The sequence below is a fragment of the Streptosporangium canum genome (assembly GCF_900113865.1).
Taxonomy (GTDB): domain Bacteria; phylum Actinomycetota; class Actinomycetes; order Streptosporangiales; family Streptosporangiaceae; genus Streptosporangium; species Streptosporangium canum.
In genome coordinates this window covers 1-18,970 of sequence record NZ_FOQY01000014.1, presented here as the reverse complement: position 1 = coordinate 18,970, position 18,970 = coordinate 1, and the positions used below count along the sequence as shown (strand labels likewise).

Sequence of the window (18,970 nt, the reverse complement as noted above, 5' to 3'; positions counted from 1 at the left end):
CGGTCCCGCGAGGGTACGGCCGGCGTGCGACGGCCGGCTCAGCGGCTCACCGTGGTCTCCCGCTCCATGCGTGACAGCTTCTCGGGATTGCGCACGGCGTAGAGCCCGCTGATGAGGCCGTCGTCGATGCGCACCGCCATGACGGTGTCGATCTCGCCGTTGAGCCGGCGGATCAGCGCCGGGTGGCCATTGACCTGTGCCGGCTGCAGCGACGCCATGGCGAACCTGCCCAGCACGTCGGCCACGCTGCCGGCCCCCACGACGGGCGCCGGCGCGGCCCGCACGACTCCGCCACCGTCACCCAAGAGGACGACATCCGGCGCGAGGATGTCGAGCAGGCGCTGCAGATCGCCCGTTTCGACCGCCCGCTGGAACGCCTCGAGCACGCCGCGGGCCTCGGCTGGAGAAACGACCCCGCGCGGCCGGCGCGCCGCGACGTGCGCCCGTGCCCGATGGGCGATCTGGCGGACCGCGGCCGGGCTCTTGTCGACGGCTCCGGCGATCTCGTCGTAGGCCAGATCGAACACCTCGCGCAGCACGAACACCGCCCGCTCGGTCGGCGTGAGCGTCTCCAGCACCAGCAGCATCGCCATCGAGACGCTCTCGGCCAACTCGACGTCCTCGGCCACGTCGGGCGTGGTCAGCAGCGGCTCGGGCAACCAGGGGCCGACGTAGGACTCCTTGCGCCGACCGAGCGTGCGCAGCCGGACGAGCGCCTGCCGGGTGGTGATCCGGACCAGGTACGCGCGCTGATCCCGCACGGTGCCGAGATCGACGCCCGTCCACCGCAACCAGGTCTCCTGCAGGACGTCCTCCGCGTCGGTGGCCGAGCCGAGCATCTCGTAGGCGACGGTGAACAGCAGGTTGCGGTGGGCGACGAACGCCTCGGTGGCGGACTCCGCGCGGTCGCCCTGGCTCATGCCCCCGCCGCGATCTTCGGGTGCGGTCTGCGACGTGCCGGCCATGGGAGCGGCTCCTTCAGTCTCGACTGTGTCACCCACCAGACACCGGGCACCACCGTTTTGTGACACCGAGACGGTGGCCAATCCCTGCTGTTCGCTGCCGAATGACGTGACTTGCCCGCCGCCGGATGACATGACGCCGAGGCGGCGTCGTGAGCAGCGGTGCGCCGGATGCCACCGGTGCGGCCACCTGTCTATGACGTACGTCACATGGCCGCGCTGTCACAAGGATCGAGCCGCCGGTGTCTTGTGCTCGTTCAGCGCAACACGCGACGACACAAGGGAAACGCATCGTGGAACCACGTTCGAACCTCTTTGGCGGCCCGCTCGCAGCCACATCCATGAGCTCGGCGCTTGACACGCTGCGCCGCGACTTCGGCGGCGACATCATCGAACCGGGCGCGGCGGAGTACGCGTCGGCCAGCCGCTCGGTACTGGCTTCGGGCAGTCCGGCCTGTGTTCTGCGGCCCAAAAGCGTCGGGGACGTGCGGGCGGGTGTCGGATTCGCCGCCGGCGCAGGGCTTTCGCTGTCCGTGCGAGGCGGCGGCCACGGCTTTGCGGGCTTCGGCACCAACGACGACGGCGTCGTGATCGACCTCGGCGAGCTCGCGAACGTGGAGATCATCGACAACGAGCGTCACCTCGTGCGGATCGGCGGCGGCGCCACCTGGGGTCAGGTCGCGGACGCCCTGGCCCCGCATGGCCTGGCGATCTCCTCGGGCGACACCAGGAGCGTCGGTGTCGGCGGGCTGACGTTGACCGGCGGCATCGGCTGGAAGGTCAGGAAGTACGGCCTGGCCCTGGACAGCGTGGTCGCCGCAGAGGTGGTCACCGCCGGCGGGCAGGTCGTGCGGGCGAGCGAGGAGGAGAACCCGGAGCTGTTCTGGGCGATTCGCGGTGGCGGCGGCAATTTCGGGATCGTGACCGCCTTCGAGTTCGCGGCACACCCGACGACGGACGTCTTCTACGGCAAGATCGTCTTCCCGGCGTCGCAGGCGGCCGGCGTGCTTCAGGGCTGGGCGGACCATCTCCGCACCGCCCCCGAAGAGCTCACCTCCATCGCGAACTTCGCCAATCCCTTCGCCGGCGGACCCGAAGCGCCGGTCGAGATCCACGTCGTCTTCGACGGCGACGACCCGGGGCTCGCGGCGCGGGCCATCGACCCGATCCGCCGGCTCGGCACGGTGATCGACGACGATGTCGCGCTGAAGCCCTACGCGGACACGCTCGTGGACGGCGTGACCCCGCCGCCCGGCATCCGGCTCGTCGCCCGAAGCGCGTTCGTCGACAAGGAATCGGTGTCCGAGGTCCTTCGGATCCTTGCCGAGGCCGGGGCGTCGGAGCAGCCGCCGTTCATCGCCGTGCGCAGCGTCGGCGGCGCGCTGTCCCGAGTCCCCGGTGACGCCACCGCCTACGCGCATCGCCAAGCGGAGCTGATGTTCGTGACCACCACCGTGGGTCCGGCGCCGGTCGTCGAGGCCGCTCGTCCGGCTCTGGAAGCGATCTGGCGGAGACTCGCACCTCACGTCAGCGGCGCCTACGCGAACTTCCTCGCTTCCGCCACCGAGGAGGATGTCGCCGCGATCTATCCAACGGAGACCTATGAGCGGCTCGCGGAGGTCAAGCGTCAGTACGACCCCGGCAACCTGTTCGCCAGCAACCACAACGTCCGGCCTCGGCAGGCCGTGCGGACAGGCGAAGCCGTCTGAGCCGCCCCGGCCAGTCCGTACAACGCGGCCCGCATCGTGCCGTACGGCCCGCAGTCGTGTCGTACGGCCCGCATCAAGCCTGTACGGGCCACGTCGTGTCGTACGGCACGTATCAAGTCGTACGGGCCACGTCGTGTCGTACGGCCCGCATCAAGTCGTACGACACGTGTCGTGACGCCGAGCCGCTCCGCAGGCGCCACGCCGGACCAGTCCCGGTGAGTCTGCGGGAGGGGCCAATCCGAGGAGTCGAGCCGAGGTCCCCGATATGCCGTCAATCTTGTCCGCATCCTAGGACCGGACCTGTCCTAGCTGCCGCGTAATGTCTTGGGCATGGCGAAAATCACCCCGTTCCGCATCGATATCCCGCAGGCCGACCTGGACGACCTCCGCGACCGCCTGGACCGCACCCGCTGGCCGGACGAGCTGCCCGGCACCGGCTGGTCGTACGGCGTCCCGTCCTCGTACGCGAAGGAGCTGGCCGAGTACTGGCGGACGGCGTACGACTGGCGGAAGCAGGAGGCGGCGCTCAACGAGCACCCGCAGTTCACCACCGAGATCGACGGCCAGAACATCCACTTCCTGCACGTCCGCTCGCCCGAACCCGACGCGCTGCCGCTGATCATCACGCACGGCTGGCCGGGCTCGGTCGCCGAGTTCCTGAAGGTCATCGGACCGCTCACCGACCCGGCGGCGCACGGCGGCGACCGGTCCGACGCGTTCCACGTCGTCGCCCCGTCGATCCCCGGGTTCGGCTTCTCCGGTCCCACCACCGAGACCGGCTGGGACATGCAGCGGGTCGCCGGGGCGTGGGCGGAGCTGATGGACCGGCTCGGCTACCAGCGGTACGGCGCGCAGGGGGGCGACAGCGGCGCGGTCATCGCGCCGATGCTCGGCCGCACCGCGCCCCAGAACGTCGCCGGCGTGCATGTCAACGGCGCGCTCGGGTTCCCGACCGGCGACCCGGCTGAGTTCGAGGGGCTGACCCAGGCGGAACTCGCCCGCCTCGGCCAGTACCAGGACCAGGACCGGGCCGGCTACGCGATAATCCAGGCGACCCGGCCGCAGACCCTCGCGTTCGGGCTGCACGACTCGCCCGCGGCGCAGCTGGCGTGGATCGTGGAGAAGTTCAAGGAGTGGACCGACCCGGCCCGCGAACTGCCCGAGGACGCGGTGGACATCGACCAGATGCTCACCGACGTGAGCATCTACTGGTTCACCGGGACCGCCGCCTCGGCTGCCCGCCTCTACAAAGAAGGGCAGAAGAGGTGGGGGGCGGCGGTCGAGTACTCGGCGCTGCCGCACGGCGCCGCCGTCTTCCCCGGCGACGCCGGGGTCCGGCGGATCGCCGAGCGCGAACACAACGTCGTGCACTGGTCGGAGTTCGACCGGGGCGGTCACTTCGCCGCGATGGAGGCGCCCGACCTGCTCGTCGAGGACGTCCGGGCCTTCTTCCGCCTCGTCAGGTGAGTTCCTGATCGTGGATGGCGGCCGGCGCGCCCGCCGGTCGAGTTGTCGTGCGCGGGTGGCTGCGAGGTCCTTTCTCCCGGGCCGGCCATGCGATGGTCGTGGATCTCCGGGGCCGTGGGCCCCGGAACCGATCGATCGTCTAGTTCACGATCCGCAGCATGATGTCAGCGGCCGTGGGCCGGTTGCCGGGCTGTTTCTCCAGGCAGGACGCGGCCAGCGGGCGCAGTGACTGGGGCAGGGCGGACAGGTCGGGGTGATGGTTGATCACCCTGTTGAGGATGGCGGGGATGGTGTCCTCGCCGAAGGCCACGCGGCCGGAGGCGGCGAAGATCATGGTGGCGGCCCAGCTGAACACGTCGGTCTCCGGGCCTATGCTGCCCCCGCCGAGCTGCTCGGGGGACATGTAGGCGGGGGTGCCCATGATGTTGCCCGACGTCGCGGTGACCTGGTCGAGGGCGCGGGCGATGCCGAAGTCGATCACGCGTGGGCCGTCCGCGCCGATCAGCACGTTGGCCGGCTTGAAGTCCCGGTGCACCACGCCCGCCCGGTGGATGGCGGCCAGCGCGCCCGCCGTGGACAGGGCCAGCCGGGTCAGCCCGTCCTCGTTGCGCGGTCCCTGGTCGCGGACCAGCTGCTCAAGGGAGACGCCGTCCACGTACTCGCTGACGACGTAGGCCTGGTCCTCGTTGATGTTGACGTCCAGCACCCGCGCGGTGGAGAACGTCGCCACCCTGCGGGTCGCCTCCACCTCCCGCAGGAACCGCTCCCGGACCACCTGGTCGCCGGTGAAGTGCTCGTGCAGAACCTTGATCGCGACCTTCTGCCCCTGCGGGGTGAGCGCGAGATGGACCGTTCCCTGACCGCCCTTGCCCAGGCTTCCGATCAGCCGGTACGGTCCCAGCCAGCCCTGGGGCGCCGGGCCGTTGTGCTGTCCGCCGTTGTGCTGTCCGCTGTTGTGCTGCGCCCGGCCCTGGTGAGGCTGGTCGTAGCCGTGGCGGGTCTGGTCATGGCGCATCTGGCCGTTGTGGGGCTGGCCGTGCCGGCCCTGGGGCTGGGTGTGGTGGGTCTGGGGCCGCGGGCCGGGCGTCTGCATCTGCGACGCGACGGTGGGCACGGTCGGGTACGGCATCACCGGGACCGGGGCCGGATGGGGGGCCGGGACGGGGTACGGGATCGGGGGAGCGGGCTGCCGGAACACCGACCCCCTGATGATCAGCGCGTGGCCCAGACCGCCGAGCCAGTTGCCGAACAGCCCGATCATCATCGTGGCGTCCAGCCAGGTCGGGATCAGCTCGGAGTCTCCGTAGATCCCCGCGCCGACGATGAACACCCCGACGCCGAGCCCGTAGAGGACGGTGGCGAGGACCAGCGCGGCGCTCCGCAGCCGGTAGGCGGCGTGGCCCATGATGAACGGCGTCCCGATGCCGCAGGTGAACAGGGGCACCAATGTCCACACCACGCTCCACCCCGTGTTGGAGCGTGCGGGCGGCTGCGAGTGCCAGGCGGGGCCGTACTGGTGGGACATGTCGCGAACAATACGTATTTCTGAAGCTGCTTGCAGTCCTCTTCCGTATCGGTTCCGCAGTTAGAGCGCGGTAATCGAACACACAGACTGTGGATAACTGTTGTGGATAACCGGAAGAGCCTGGGGATCGCCTCTCCGACGGGCCACCGCATTCCCGAGCGGACCCCTATGCGCCATGATGTTGAGTTGTGGGACGGATACCAGGAGTGGGGTTGGCAAAGGGGCTCTCCGTCACCCTTCGCCACATGCTGAGCCGATCGGTGACTCAGCAGTACCCCGAAGTTCGGCCGGACCTGCCTCCCCGGAGCCGGGGGGTGATCGCTCTGGTCGAGGAGAACTGCACGGTGTGCATGCTCTGCGCCCGTGAGTGTCCCGACTGGTGCATCTACATCGACTCCCACAAGGAGACCGTCCCCGCCCCCGAGGGCGGCCGTCCCCGTGCCCGCAACATGCTTGACCGCTTCGCGATCGACTTCTCCCTGTGCATGTACTGCGGGATCTGCATCGAGGTCTGCCCGTTCGACGCCCTGTTCTGGTCCCCGGAGTTCGAGTACGCCGAGGGCGACATCCGCAACCTTCTCCACGAGAAGGACAAACTGGCCGCCTGGGCCCAGACCGTCCCCCCGCCCCCCGCCCACGAGCCCAACGCCGCCCCCCCGAAGGAACTGGCCGCCGCCTCCCGCCCAGGCCCCGGCGGGAGGGCTCCCGGCGCGGCCGGTCCCGGCATGACCCGCCCGGCTCCCGCCGCCGATGAGGCGGGCTCGGGTACGGCCTCCGCCACCGGCGAGACGGGTCCCGGCGTGGCCTCTGCCGCCGGTGCGGCCCGGCCTGCTCCCGCCGCCGGTGAGACGGATCCCGGTGCGGCCGGCACCGCCCCCGAATCGGCCGACACCCCCTCCGCGCCGGACGTCTCCACCCCCGGCACCGGTACGGCGGGCCGTACGACGGGCAGGTCCGGCCCGCTGAGGCCGCCACGAACGGCGTCGGCGGGGCACGCGAGCGTCCGGGCCATCCGGCCGCCGGGAGCCCTGCCCAAGAAGGACGCTCCATCCACAGGCGAGCCATCCGCCGAGAAGTTATCCACAGATGAGGGTGGCGCGCCTCCGGCGGCGGGCAGACCGGAGCAGACTTCTTCCACGGATCCGAGTGGAGAGCCTGAGGAGGAGTCGTGACCGAGGCGCCGTCCTATCTGTCGCCGACCGGGCAGGAGATCGTCTTCCTGCTGCTGGGCGCGGTGGCCGTCGGGTCGGCGCTGCTGGTGGTGACTACCAAACAGCTTGTCCACGCCGCTCTCTGGCTGGTCGTCTGCTTCGGCGCGCTCGCCGGGGGCTACCTGGTCCTGACGGCCGAGTTCGTCGCCTGGGTCCAGGTCTTGATCTACGTCGGCGCGATCGTCGCCCTGCTCCTGTTCGGCCTCATGCTCACCCGCGCTCCGATCGGCAGAACCGCCGATCTCGACAGCCGCAACCGGCCGGCCGCCGCGGTCGTGGCGGTCGCCACCGCCGTCGTGCTGGTCACCGTGGTCATCGACGGCTTCCGCACGGCCTACGCACCCCTGGAGCCCGGCGGGGGCTCGGCCAAGGAGCTCGGCTCCAGCATCTTCCGCAACTGGGTGCTCCCGTTCGAGGCGCTCTCGGTTCTCCTGCTGGCCGCCCTCATCGGCGCCATCGTCCTGTCCCGCACCGACATCCGGGGGAGGGACTGACGTTGCACGTCGTCTATCCGGCTGTCGTCTCGGCGCTGTTGTTCTCCATCGGTGTGTACGGCGTGCTCGCCCGCCGCAACACGATCCTCGTCCTGATGTCCGTCGAGCTGATGCTCAACGCGGTCAACCTCAACCTGGTCGCGTTCGACGTGTGGTTGCGCGATCGGTTGCACAGTGGCCAGGTCCTCACGCTTTTCGTCATCGTGATCGCCGCCGCCGAGGTCGGTCTCGGCCTCGCGATCATCCTCGCGCTCTACCGCAACCGCCAGACCGTGGACCTCGACCGTCTCCGCGACCTGGCCGAACCCACCGGCACCGACGGCGGCACCGCTCGGGACCCCGCCCAGGACCCTGCCCAGGACCCTGTCCGGGGGCCGCTCCAAGGGCCGGCCACCGCCGGATCCAGCGATGCCCGCACCGACCCCGGCCAGGCCGTGTCCGAGTCGGCCGCCAGGTCGGGGGAGACGTCGTGATCGCCGTCGCCGCTCTCGTCATCCTGCTGCCGTCCGTCGCGGCGGCCGCCGGGCTCCTGGGCTCCCGGTTCCCCCGGGGGCTGCGGGGCGGAGCCGCCGACGTGGCCGCGAACCGCCGGGCCGCCTGGATCGCGGTCGTGCCCACCGGGATCTCCACGGTGCTCGCGGCCTGGCTGGCCTACGCCGGCTGGAGCGGCAGGGGCGGAGGGCCGGGCGAACCGTTCCCCTTCCCCGCCGGGCCCTCCGGCCCGTCCGGGATCGGCGGGGTCACCGGGACACTCGACGTCATCGACACGGGCTCGGTGCCGATCTCCGTCGGGCTGCTCGTCGACGGCCTCTCCGCCTCGATCGCGGTGCTGGTCACCGTGGTCGCGCTGGCCGTGCAGATCTACTCGATCGGTTACCTGGGCGACGACCGGCGCTACCCCTCCTACAGCGCCTTCATCAGCCTGTTCACCGGCGCCATGCTCCTGGTCGTCTACGCGGCAGACCTCCTCGTCCTCTACGTGGGCTGGGAGATCATGGGTCTGTGCTCCTACCTGCTGATCGGGCACTGGTGGGAAGACCGGGCCAACTCCCGGGCGGCGGTCAAGGCGTTTCTGGTCACCCGGCTCGGGGATGTGGGTTTCCTGTTCGGGATCTTCGTCCTCGGCACGGCGGCCGGCAGCTTCAGAGTCGCCGACGTCATCGCCAAGGTGCCCGAGATGTCCACCGGTACGATCGTCGCCGCGACCATGCTGCTGCTCGCCGGGGTCGCCGGAAAGAGCGCCCAGGTCCCGCTGCACGTCTGGCTCCCCGACGCGATGGCCGGTCCGACACCGATCAGTGCCCTCATCCACGCGGCCACCATGGTCGCGGCCGGAATCTTCATCGTCGCCCGCCTCTATCCGGTCTTCCTCGGCGCCGGCCCCACCCTGGACGTGCTCGCGGTCCTCGCCGCGCTCGGCATGCTCGGCGCCGCCCTGGCCGCTCTGGCGCAGGACGACCTCAAACGCGTCCTCGCCTACTCCACGATCAGCCAGCTCGCCTACATGGCCGGTGCTCTGGCCGCCGGGTCCGAGAGCGCGGCGATCTTCCATCTGATCACTCACGGCGCTTTCAAGGCCCTGCTGTTCCTCTGCGCCGGAGCGGTGATCCACGCGGTCGGCTCCAACCTCATGAGCACGATGGGAGGGCTCCGCAGGGAGCTTCCCATCACCTTCGCCGCGATGACGATCGGCTTCGCCGCCCTGATGGGTCTGCCCCCGGCGAGCGGCTTCTTCAGCAAGGACGAGGTGCTGGTGGCCATGGAGCGCGCCCTGTCCGCAGGGCCGCTCACCGACGCGGCGGCCCTGCTGCTGTACGGCTGCGCGCTGGCCACGATCGCGGTGACCGGCGCCTACGCCACCCGCGCGTGGCTGCGGACCTTCTTCGGAGAGCGTCCCGTCAACGCCCTCCCCGAGCCGGAGCCGGGCACGGCCCACGTCGTCGACATCCATGAGGCACCGGCCACCATGCGCTGGCCCATCGTCATCCTCGCCGTTCCCGCCCTGCTCCTGGGCCTGGTGGGCATCGCCGAGGTCCACTGGGGCACGGCCGCCCTCAGCGTCGTGGTGGCGCTGCTGGGTGCCGGCGCGGTCTACGCGGCATGGCACAGTGACCCGCTGGGCGATCCGGCCCGCATGCTCGGCCCCTTCCGCGCCCCCTGCGAGCAGGCATTCTACGTCGACTCCGTCTACACCACGCTGTTCGTCCGGCCCGTGCTCGGCCTCGCCCGCCTGGTCGCCCGCACCGACGACCGCGTGGTCGACGGCGCGGTCCGCGGTTCGGGCCGGGCAACCGTGGGCCTGGCGAGCCTGGTGCGCCTGGCACAGAACGGCAACGCCCAGCTCTATGTCACCGGCCTGCTGGCCGGCGTCCTCCTCATCGCGGTAGGGGCGGTGATCTTCGGGTGAGTTCCCCGGCGCCCTCCCCGGCCGCCATCGTGGCGCCGCCGATCCGGCCAGTGACGACGAGCACGATCCCGACCACGCCGCCCGGGTGGGGTGGCCGGATCACGGCCTCGACGCCGGGTGAGGTGGCCGGACCATGAACTGGGTGCTGATCGCGCTTCTCGGGGTGCCGCTGGCAGGGGCCGCCGCTCTGCTCGCGCCATTCCGGAGGGATACCGCCGCCGGGGGGCGGCTGCTCCAGACGCACGCCCTGGCCGTCTCCGGGGTCACGTTCGCGCTGTCGGTGGTGCTGGCCGCCGGGTTCGACTACGGCGACGCGGCCCGAGTGCAGTTCTCGACGGATCTGGCCTGGGTCCCGGGGCTGGACCTCAGGTTCCACCTCGGAGTGGACGGCATCTCGCTGCCCCTGGTCGTGCTGACCACGCTGCTGGTCTTCCTCTGCTCCGTCTACCTGTGCTGGGGCCGTGCCGACGGGCCCGGACAGCTCCTGCGACCCAAGACCGGCGGCAATCGGCCCCGGGCCCTGGTGTTCACGCTGCTCGTCCTCGAAGTAGGCATGATCGGCACGTTCCTCGCCCTCGACCTGCTGCTGTTCTTCGTTTTCTTCGAGGTCGTCCTCATCCCGATGTACTTCGTGATCGCCGTCTGGGGCGGGCACGCCCGGCGGGCGGCGGCGATCAAGTTCATTCTCTACACGTTGCTCGGCTCCGTCGTGCTCCTGCTCGGCCTGCTCCTCATCTGGGCGCAGACCGGCACCCTCGACATGATCGCCCTGGCCCGCGCCCACGGGACGGGGATGTCCTCCTCGGCGCAGGTGCTCGCCTTCATCGCCGTCGGCATCGGCCTCGCGGTCAAGACTCCGATGTGGCCGCTGCACACCTGGCTGCCCGCCGCACACACCGAGGCGCCCACCGTCGGCTCGGTGCTCCTCGCGGGCGTCCTGCTCAAGATGGGCACCTATGGCTTCGCCCGCATCGCCATCCCGGTCCTGCCCGACGGCGCCGCGGCCATGGCCCCCTGGCTCGGTGCCTTCGCGGTGATCGGCATCATCTACGGTTCCCTCGCCTGCCTCGCCCAGCGTGACCTCAAACGGATGATCGCCTACTCCTCCATCGGTCACATGGGCTTCGTCCTGCTGGGCTTCGCCACGCTCACCCCGGTCGGCGTCAACGGTGCGCTCTTCGGCAACATCGCCCACGGCCTGATCACCGCCCTGCTGTTCTTCATCGCCGGAGCGATCAAGGATCGCTACGGCACCACCGACATGCCCTCGCTCGGCGGTGGCATGCTGTCGCGCCTGCCGCATCTCGGCTCCCTGCTGACCTTCGCCGCCGTCGCCTCCCTCGGAATGCCGGGCCTGGCGGGTTTCTGGGGCGAGATGCTGGCACTCCTCGGCGCCTACGGACCGGCCGCGGGCCTGTCCCGTCCGCTCTACCTGACCTTCATGGCGCTCGGAGGCCTCGGCACCGTGCTGACCGCCGCCTACTTCCTGCTCATGCTCTCCCGCGTCACCCACGGCCGCTCCGTCGAGACCGTCCACGCTCCGGTGCTCGCCGCGGTGGGCGGCGGGGGAGGCGGCCGCCGACCGGGGACCGTCCTGAGGGTCGGGATCGCACGCGTGCGAGACGTCACCGGCTACGAATTGGCCGCCTGGGTGCCGCTGATCGCGCTGATCCTGCTGCTCGGTCTCTGGCCGAAGACGCTCCTGCTCGTCACCGGCCCGGTGGTCCGGACCCTGCTGGGGGCGCCGTGATCCAGTCGATCGACTACTACGCGGTCGCGCCGCTGCTGGTTCTCGTCCTCACGGCCGGAGCGGTGCTGCTCCTGGACGCCTTCCTGCCCCGCAGGCCGTACGCGCGTCCCTTGCTCGGAGCGGTCACCCTCACCGGGGTCCTGGGCGCGCTTGGCGTGGTGGCCGCGCAGGCCGTGCGGGACGGCGACCCGATGCGGACCTTCTGCGTGCCCGCCGGGCTCCCCGGCCCGGCCAGGGCCGGCATCGGCGCGCTGGACGTCGGGACGCTCGGATCAGGGCCGGGCGGGCCGGGCGGAGCCGCCTCGGCGCTGTGCTCGTTCGTGGTCGACGACTTCACGCTGGTCTTCGCGGGGCTCGCGCTGGCCGCCGGGGTCGTCGTGGTGCTCCTGTCGATGGCGGAGCTCTCCGCCGGCGACGTCCCCGTCGGAGAGTGGTACTTCCTGCTGCTCTGCACGCTGGTCGGCGCCGTCGCCCTGCCCGCCTCCCGGGACCTGGTCATGCTTGTGGTCGCGCTGGAGCTGGTCTCGCTGCCGGTCTTCGCGCTCACCGCCCTCAGACGCTACGACGGCCGGAGCTCGGAGGCGGCGGTCAAACTCTTCCTGGTCTCCGTGGTCTCCACAGCGGTGATGCTCTTCGGGGTCTCCCTGCTGTACGGCATGACCGGGACCGTCTACCTCGACAGGCTGGCCCAGGTCCTACGCGGGCCCGTCGCGGAGCCCATGGCCATATCCGGGCCCGACGCCTACGCCTCCGTGCTCCAGATCACCTACGACCTGCCGCCGGTGCTCATCGTGGCCATGGTCCTGGTGATCGCCGGGTTCGGCTTCAAGGTCGCGGCGGTGCCGTTCCACGCGTGGGCGGGCGACGTCTACCAGGGAGCTCCGATCCCGGTCGCGGCTCTGCTCTCGGTGATCTCCAAGGCCGCCGGGTTCGCCGGGCTGATCCTCATCCTGGTCGCCGCCCTGCGGGGCCAGATCGCGGTCTGGGCTCCGCTGGTCGCGATCATCGCCGCGCTGACCATGACCGTCGGCAACCTCCTGGCCCTGCGCCAGCGCCATGCCGTACGCCTGCTCGCCTGGTCCTCGGTCGCCCAGTCGGGCTACATCCTCGCTCCCCTCGGAGTCCGCGACGACGAGGCGGTGAGCGCCTCGATCGCCTATCTGGTGTTCTACGCGGCGATGAACCTCGGCGCGTTCGCGGTGGTCATGCTGGTGTCACGGCGTGGGGCCCGGGGTGGGCTGGACGACTACCGCGGGCTGGCGTTCCGCAACCCGGCAGCCGGGCTGGCGCTGGCCTTCTTCCTGATCTGCCTGGCGGGGCTGCCACCGGGGCTGGCCGGGCTGTTCGCCAAGGTCGTGGTATTCCGGGAGCTTGTCGACGGCGGCGGAGCCTGGCTGGCCCTGGTGATGGCCGCCAACACGGTCGTCGGGCTCTACTACTACGTCGCCTGGGCGGCACGGATCTTCACCCCGGTCCCGGTGACCGAGGGCGCCGGCGCCCCTGCGACGGCGGGCGGTGCTCCCGCGGGAGCGGGTGTTCCCTCTGCGGTGGGTGAGGTCCCTGCGGGGGCCGATGTTACCTCTGCGGTGGCCGGCCGTACCGGGGGTGGCCGTGCCGGGTGGGTGCCGGTGGGGGTGGCCATCGTGCTGGCGGGGGTCGTCGCGGTGGTGTTCTCGATCGCCCCCCAAGTGGTGCTCGACCTCCTGCCGGAGGGCCTCATCGCTTCCGGTTGAACGATGTCGGGAACGTTCGACCTGGCCGGAGACGTTGGCACTGGTGAATCGGCATCAACCGAAAGGGGGGTGCAGTGCACCACAACGGTCTGCGTACCGCAGTCCTTCTCGGCGCACTGTCCGCGGTGATCATCGCGGTGGGAGCGTGGCTGGGGGGCGGCGCCGGCGTGCAGATCGCGGTTCTGATCGCGCTGGTGACCAACGGTGTCGCCTACTTCTTCTCCGACCGGATCGCCCTGTCCGCCATGCGTGCCCGGCCGGTGGGCGAGGTCGAGCAACCGACCCTCTACCGGATCGTGCGCGAGCTCTCCACCGAGGCCCGCCAGCCCATGCCCCGGCTGTACGTCTCGCCGACCATGCAGCCCAACGCCTTCGCGACCGGCCGCAACCCCCGCAACGCCGCGGTCTGCGTGACCTACGGCATCACCCAGCTCCTCGACGAGCGCGAGCTGCGCGGGGTCATAGGACACGAGCTGTCCCACGTCTACAACCGGGACATCCTGGTCTCCTCCGTGGCGGGTGCGCTTGCCACGATGATCACCTACCTCGGCTACGTCGGCCTGATCTTCGGCGGTGGAGACGACGACGAGGGCCCCGGTTTCATCGGAGCCCTGCTCATGATGGTGCTCGGTCCGGTCGCCGCCGGGATGATCCAGATGGCCATCTCCCGATCCCGCGAATACCAGGCGGACGAGTCCGGAGCCCGGCTGACCGGTGACCCGCTGGCCCTCGCCTCGGCGCTGCGGAAGATCGAGATGGGCGCCCGGCAGCTGCCGCTCCCCGAGAACGGACGTCTCGCCTCCGCCGCCCACCTCATGATCGCCAACCCCTTCCGAGGGGCTGGGATCGGCCGGCTGTTCTCCACCCACCCGCCCACCGCCGAGCGTGTCGCCCGGCTGGAGCGGATGGCCGGCTACCGCCGTTGAGACCGGTCAGGGGCTGAGCCCGGCGACGATCGGGTTGTGGACGGACGAGACCGGTCGGGGGCTGAGCCCGGTGACGATCGATGGACGAGAGCGGTCAGGGGCTGAGCCCGGCGACGATCGGGTTGTGGACGGAACTGGGCACGGCGAAGGTGTCCACCAGCTGGACGAGCCCTGACACCTGGTCCACCCGATACCAGGTGTAGACCGTGTCGATCTTCTTGTTGATCCTGGGCGGGGCGACCATCTGCAGGTCGAGGTGGCCTGCGCCGTCCCAGCGGAGCCGGGTGGGGATCCTCTCGGAGGGGAGCGCGATAGGCAGCCCGCCACCGGCCTTGCCCATGGCCACGTTCCACAGGCCGATGGCCGACTCGTCGGCGGTGAAGTGGGCGACGGTCGTGCCGTCCGGGCTGAGCGCGCCCCCCACGGGGACGCGTCCCTTCTCCGCCAGCGTGGACGTCGAGTAGATCCCCGCCCTGAACTCGTCGTCGACGGCGAGCATGAGCTTGGCGTCCGAGCTGAAGCTCCACGGCCGCAGCCCCGGCGGCACCACCGAACTCCTCCCGTTCCGCGCGTTGAGGACCCTGTCGTCCCGCCCGTTGCCCAGGACCACGTAACGCCCGGCCGGAGCGAGGTCGATCCGCGTGGAGCGGAGCTCGCGCGACCACTGCACCCCAGGGACCACCCGCACATTTCCAGTGGACATGTCACGGATGACGAGCGTCCTGTCTCCTCGCCGAAAATAAGCGACATACTCCCCGTCTGGGGACAGGGCCAGCGGTGCCCGCCGCTTGCCCGCCTTCGCCGCGAACACTCGGGCATCGGTCAGCTTGATCACCTGACCGTCCCATGTCCAGAGCGTCCAGGGGGCGCAGACGCAACCGGCCAGCCCCGCATAACGGACTGAAGACCCTGTGGTCCCCGTCTCCGCATCCGCCATCACCGGAGCCCCCGCTCCCATGACAACGGCGATCACACCGGCGAGAACCGCCGGTCGGCGGCACAGTCTCATCGACGCCCCCTTGAGCTCATCGACAGGGGGACATCACGTAGGGGCCACTGTACGCGCCGTGGCAGGCCTGTCACCGGTATGACCGCAGCATGGACCAGGAAGTGGTCCGGCGCCGGTCGGCGATTGCCGGCGGGCGGGCACGAGCTCACGGAAGCCGTCGCAGCGATCCGATTCGGCCTCCTCTCGCCCGTCACCGACGCGCGTGAGGGGCCGTGAGGTTGGAACCTTCAGGAATGTTGGGTGACCGGGTCGGTCTCCTCCGGGGAGAGGCCGGGGATGCCGTCGATGCTCTCGCGGTTGTTCCTGGCGCGGTAGGTCCGCTTCTGCTGGACGTCCTTGCGCTGCGCCCACTCGTCCAGCAGTGTCCGGTCCTCGTCGAAGGACATGAAAGGCACCGAGAAGCCGCAGGAGTCGGAGATGCGGTCGCAGTCGACGATGATGATCGACCGGACGCCGGGGTGCGGGCCGAAGTTCTTGATCAGGTCGGGGAAGCCGGGGTTCTCCGGGACGACGACCCGGCCGGTGCCGTACAGGCGGAGGATGTTGGGCGGGCCGGAGAAGGCGCAGAACATGACCGTGATGCGGCCGTTCTGGCGGAGGTGGGAGATGGTCTCCACACCGCTGCCGTCCAGGTCGAGATAGGCGACCGTGGTGTCGTCGAGGACGGCGAAGGTGTCGGCGTATCCCTTGGGGGAGACGTTGACGTGACCGCCCTGCTCGGGGGCGGTCGCGACGAAGTAGACCGGCTGCGCCTGGATGAACTCGCGCAGCCGATCGTTGATCCTGTCATGAATTTTCCCCATGAAAGGGAAGATAGACGGTCGTCATTCGCCGGGCAGCCACCAGGTCCACGGGTCAGTCCTGACTTTGAAGGAGTCCAGCCTGTGGGTGGTTCCGGTCCCGGCGTTCACCGTCCGCTTCACCGCCGAGATGACGGTGCCCTCCTCGTCGCCCCTGCTGGTCCAGAGCGTCAGGGTGCCGGCCGCGTCCCAGTAGAGACGCTGCGCGCTCTCGTCCTTGGGCGTGCCGAGCGGGACCGCGTCGGAGACGGTGTCCGAGGACAGGTCGTAGGTGCGCAGGCGGGGCTTGCCCGACCCGCCGGTGATGACCAGCGTGACGGTGGTCCCGTCGTCGGCCAGCGCGATCGGCGCGTTGTTGGACACGATCTGCGGGACGACCTGGCGTGAGGTCTCGTGACCCTCGGCGTCGAAGACCGCGAACTCGGTGATGTTGTCATCGGTGAACCGGCCGGTCAGCAGATGCTGTCCGTCGGGGCTGAAGCTCAGCACGCTGTTCTTCGGCGGCAGCTTGGTCACCTTGCCGGTCTTCAGGTTGGCGACCAGGCTCGGCAGCTTCTCGGCGTCGTCGAAGTAGTCGACCACGGCGATCGAGCCGTCGGGGGAGAGCGTGGTGTCCACGCTGTCCTGGCCGAGCTCCTTGGGCAGATCGGCCGCCCCGCCGGGCAGCGGGCGGACCTTTCCGCTGTTCACATCGCGGATCACGAGCCTGTCGCCCTTGATGTAGTTCACCGATCGGCCGTCGCCGCTGACCGCGAACAGGGCGTTGGTCTCCTTGTCCACCTTGCCGCGTGCCTGCTTGGGGTGGACCCGCGCGTCGGTCAGCTTGACGGTCTTCCCGCTGCGCATGGTCAGCGTCCAGTTGCCGCAGGGGACCCTGTAGTCCTTCTTGGAACAGCTGCTGACCCAGGCGTACCGGACGGAGTCGTCGGATGCGGCTCCCGTCGTCGCATCCGCCGGAGTTGTGATCATGGTGGCAGCCGCTGCCGCGACCGTGAGGGCGGCGAATCCGCGTGAGGGTTTCATCGATGGTCCTTTCGTCATCTGGATAGATGCGCCCCGGGTGCCAAAGGTTGCGTCACGGATCAGCCACGCTCTTCGCGGGGCGAGCAGCGGTTTTCTCCATGGCGCGGTCGTTTTCTCCGTGGCGCGGTCGCGCGGAGATCTTCTCCGTGGTGCGGTCGCACGGTGGCTTTCTGCATGGCGCGGTCGTGCGGCGGTTTTCTCCGTCGCACGGTCGGCCGGCTCCAGGCGGTTTCTCCATGGCATGGCCGCGTGAGTGGTCGGCTGCGGGCCGGGAGCGGGCTGAAATCGTGGGCGATGATTCTGCGATTTCCCTGCCGGACCTTCTCGCCGTTAATGTTCCCGGCCGTGACCGGCCGCCGGATGGGCCGGTGGACTCTCCGGTGAGGCGGACAGGGAGCGGGCTTTGCGGGCACCGCTCCGTCGCTTATTGTGCACCATTGCAACGTTCCCGTCATTCCATTGGAGCCTCGCCGTCATTCATGTCGGCCGGTGCTTGAAGCGCGGTCGTGAAGCGGATCGAGAATCGGGGGCTGGGCGAGTCGGGCATCGCTCGCAGGGAGCTGTCCGACAGATTTAAGTTCTGTTCAGAATGCGCTGACAATCAGTCCGAGAAAACAGTCGAATTGACGGTGTTTTGCCGCCTGTCAGAGCCGTGGCCAGGTGATTTGCGCAGCGTGATCGGAGTCCGCCGGACAGGTGGCGCGCACGGGAAGAGGGGACGGATGATTCTGTCCGGCCATTGGCCAAGGCGTCCTTCGGTCCGACTGCACCCCGCTGAGCTGGTCGAAAGCCGGGAGGGCGGGGCGGTCCAGGGGGCTGGATCCGCTTGGGGCTCTCACTGTCGAATGCACGGATGTCAAATCGGAGTTGTCAAAGAAGGGCTTCGGGACGCCGCATGGAAAGCCCGGCATCCGGCTCCATGCGGCCGCAATGCCATTGACCGGAAAACGGCAGGTCGGCGTACCTCCGGCATCTGTCTTCGGCTATTTAGTGTTCCTGAAAAAAGTGATGCGATAGTGCGCCGATAGGCGCTGATCATATTTTTTCGCTGACGCCTCGGGGCAGGGGCGAACAGAACCGGACGCCTTCGCATTGGCTGAGCTCATGTGCGGCAGGGGCTGGCTCAGGTATGACAAAAGGCGAGCTCAGGTACGGCGCAGGGCGAACTCGCGTGCGGAACAAGAGGGGTCGCGGAAAAGAGCGCGTTCGAGGACCGGGAACGGGAGGCCCCGGCTTTCTACCTGGTTACCGTGCGATGGCACGCCTTGTCGAGGCGAGGTTCCATTTCGGGCTGCGGAGGGTCACTGAGGTGATCTCAGCAAGATCGGTTCGGGCATTTTACTCTTGATGCCGTCAGAAGGGGGCCGGCGGACATGAATCGGGATGGATCGCGATGCCCCTGAAATAGGCGTGGAGCTTTCGGTAGAAGAGGTCTCACCACAAGCCGTCTTCGGTCCAGAAAGCCCCACGTGATCACCTATCGTGCCACGCTCGACGTCCCCCGGGAGCTGGTTTGCCATCTCTCCCTGCTGCTGGCGGCCGAACGCCGCCGCCTGGGCACCCGCTCGGGTTCTCGGGCGCTGACCTGTTTTGCGCAGGCGGTGATGGGGCTGCGCTGGTTTCGCGACCGCACCGACCGGGCCGCCCTCGGCCGCGACCACGGCGTCTCCCGCGCTACCGCCTACCGCTACATCGACGAGGTCATCGACGTCCTGGCCGACCAGGCGCCCGACCTGCACCAGGCCCTGCGGCGCGCCGTCGATGAGGGCCTCACCCACCTGATCCTGGACGGCACCGTCATCGCCACCGACCGCTGCGCCGAGAAGACCATCAGCGTCAAAGGCGAACCCATCGACGTGTGGTACTCCGGAAAGGCCCGCCACCACGGCGGCAACATCCAGGCCCTGTCTGCGCCCTGCGGCCTGCCGCTGTGGGTGTCCGACGTCGAACCCGG

At 69.7% G+C, this 18,970-nt stretch carries 14 protein-coding genes and 1 pseudogene; 10 read left to right on the top strand and 5 right to left on the bottom strand.

All coding sequences use genetic code 11. From position 1 onward, the window contains the following. Positions 1–38: 38 nt before the first annotated feature. Complete coding sequence (locus BM085_RS21195; protein WP_218158793.1) at positions 39–920, bottom strand: RNA polymerase sigma-70 factor; 882 nt, start codon at positions 918–920, stop codon at positions 39–41. A gap of 284 nt (positions 921–1,204) precedes the next feature. On the opposite strand from BM085_RS21195, the gene BM085_RS21190 reads away from it, so the two are divergent. Further along, complete coding sequence (locus tag BM085_RS21190; protein WP_245789505.1) at positions 1,205–2,671, top strand: FAD-binding oxidoreductase; 1,467 nt, start codon at positions 1,205–1,207, stop codon at positions 2,669–2,671. 330 nt (positions 2,672–3,001) lie between these two features. After that, the gene (locus BM085_RS21185; protein WP_093888695.1) at positions 3,002–4,138 is read left to right on the top strand and encodes an epoxide hydrolase family protein; all 1,137 of its coding nucleotides are present in this window, start codon (positions 3,002–3,004) and stop codon (positions 4,136–4,138) included. A 139-nt stretch (positions 4,139–4,277) separates the two neighbouring features. On the opposite strand, the gene BM085_RS21180 is transcribed toward BM085_RS21185, so the two are convergent. Beyond that, a complete protein-coding gene (locus BM085_RS21180) occupies positions 4,278–5,663 on the bottom strand; it encodes a serine/threonine-protein kinase (RefSeq protein ID WP_093888694.1) in 1,386 nt (461 codons plus the stop codon). 314 nt (positions 5,664–5,977) lie between these two features. On the opposite strand from BM085_RS21180, the gene BM085_RS46035 reads away from it, so the two are divergent. The 7 genes and pseudogenes from BM085_RS46035 (at position 5,978) to htpX (ending at position 14,184) form a co-directional block, all read left to right on the top strand. Then, on the top strand, positions 5,978–6,835 hold the full coding sequence (locus BM085_RS46035) for a 4Fe-4S binding protein (protein WP_245789503.1): 858 nt from the start codon (positions 5,978–5,980) through the stop codon (positions 6,833–6,835). Further along, a complete protein-coding gene (locus tag BM085_RS21170; RefSeq protein WP_093888693.1) occupies positions 6,832–7,368 on the top strand; it encodes an NADH-quinone oxidoreductase subunit J family protein in 537 nt (178 codons plus the stop codon). Before BM085_RS46035 ends, BM085_RS21170 begins: the two co-directional genes overlap by 4 nt. A gap of 2 nt (positions 7,369–7,370) precedes the next feature. Next, positions 7,371–7,688, top strand: a pseudogene (gene nuoK / locus BM085_RS47205) (NADH-quinone oxidoreductase subunit NuoK); the annotation flags it as partial. 149 nt (positions 7,689–7,837) lie between these two features. Next, complete coding sequence (locus BM085_RS21160) at positions 7,838–9,775, top strand: NADH-quinone oxidoreductase subunit 5 family protein (RefSeq protein WP_093888691.1); 1,938 nt, start codon at positions 7,838–7,840, stop codon at positions 9,773–9,775. A 133-nt stretch (positions 9,776–9,908) separates the two neighbouring features. Beyond that, positions 9,909–11,525 carry a complex I subunit 4 family protein gene (locus tag BM085_RS21155; RefSeq protein ID WP_093888690.1) on the top strand — a complete coding sequence of 539 codons (1,617 nt, stop codon included), beginning with the start codon at positions 9,909–9,911 and terminating at the stop codon, positions 11,523–11,525. Next, positions 11,522–13,258: an NADH-quinone oxidoreductase subunit N gene (locus tag BM085_RS21150; protein WP_093888689.1), complete on the top strand. Its 1,737-nt coding sequence runs from the start codon at positions 11,522–11,524 to the stop codon at positions 13,256–13,258. The genes BM085_RS21155 and BM085_RS21150 overlap by 4 nt, the downstream gene beginning before the upstream one ends. Positions 13,259–13,332: 74 nt before the next feature. After that, positions 13,333–14,184: a zinc metalloprotease HtpX gene (gene htpX, locus BM085_RS21145; RefSeq protein ID WP_093888688.1), complete on the top strand. Its 852-nt coding sequence runs from the start codon at positions 13,333–13,335 to the stop codon at positions 14,182–14,184. A 94-nt stretch (positions 14,185–14,278) separates the two neighbouring features. On the opposite strand, the gene BM085_RS21140 is transcribed toward htpX, so the two are convergent. The 3 genes from BM085_RS21140 to BM085_RS21130 all read right to left on the bottom strand — a co-directional run bounded on the left by BM085_RS21140 (position 14,279) and on the right by BM085_RS21130 (position 17,016). Further along, positions 14,279–14,887 (bottom strand): hypothetical protein, encoded by a 609-nt coding sequence (locus tag BM085_RS21140; protein WP_143121004.1) that lies wholly within the window; start codon positions 14,885–14,887, stop codon positions 14,279–14,281. 533 nt (positions 14,888–15,420) lie between these two features. Then, the gene (locus tag BM085_RS21135) at positions 15,421–15,996 is read right to left on the bottom strand and encodes a pyridoxamine 5'-phosphate oxidase family protein (RefSeq protein ID WP_093888686.1); all 576 of its coding nucleotides are present in this window, start codon (positions 15,994–15,996) and stop codon (positions 15,421–15,423) included. Positions 15,997–16,017: 21 nt separating this feature from the next. Continuing rightward, positions 16,018–17,016 (bottom strand): TolB-like translocation protein, encoded by a 999-nt coding sequence (locus tag BM085_RS21130; RefSeq protein WP_093888685.1) that lies wholly within the window; start codon positions 17,014–17,016, stop codon positions 16,018–16,020. Positions 17,017–18,485: 1,469 nt separating this feature from the next. On the opposite strand from BM085_RS21130, the gene BM085_RS44560 reads away from it, so the two are divergent. Next, positions 18,486–18,970: transposase (locus BM085_RS44560; protein WP_483883303.1), on the top strand; the 485-nt coding region annotated here is incomplete at its 3' end.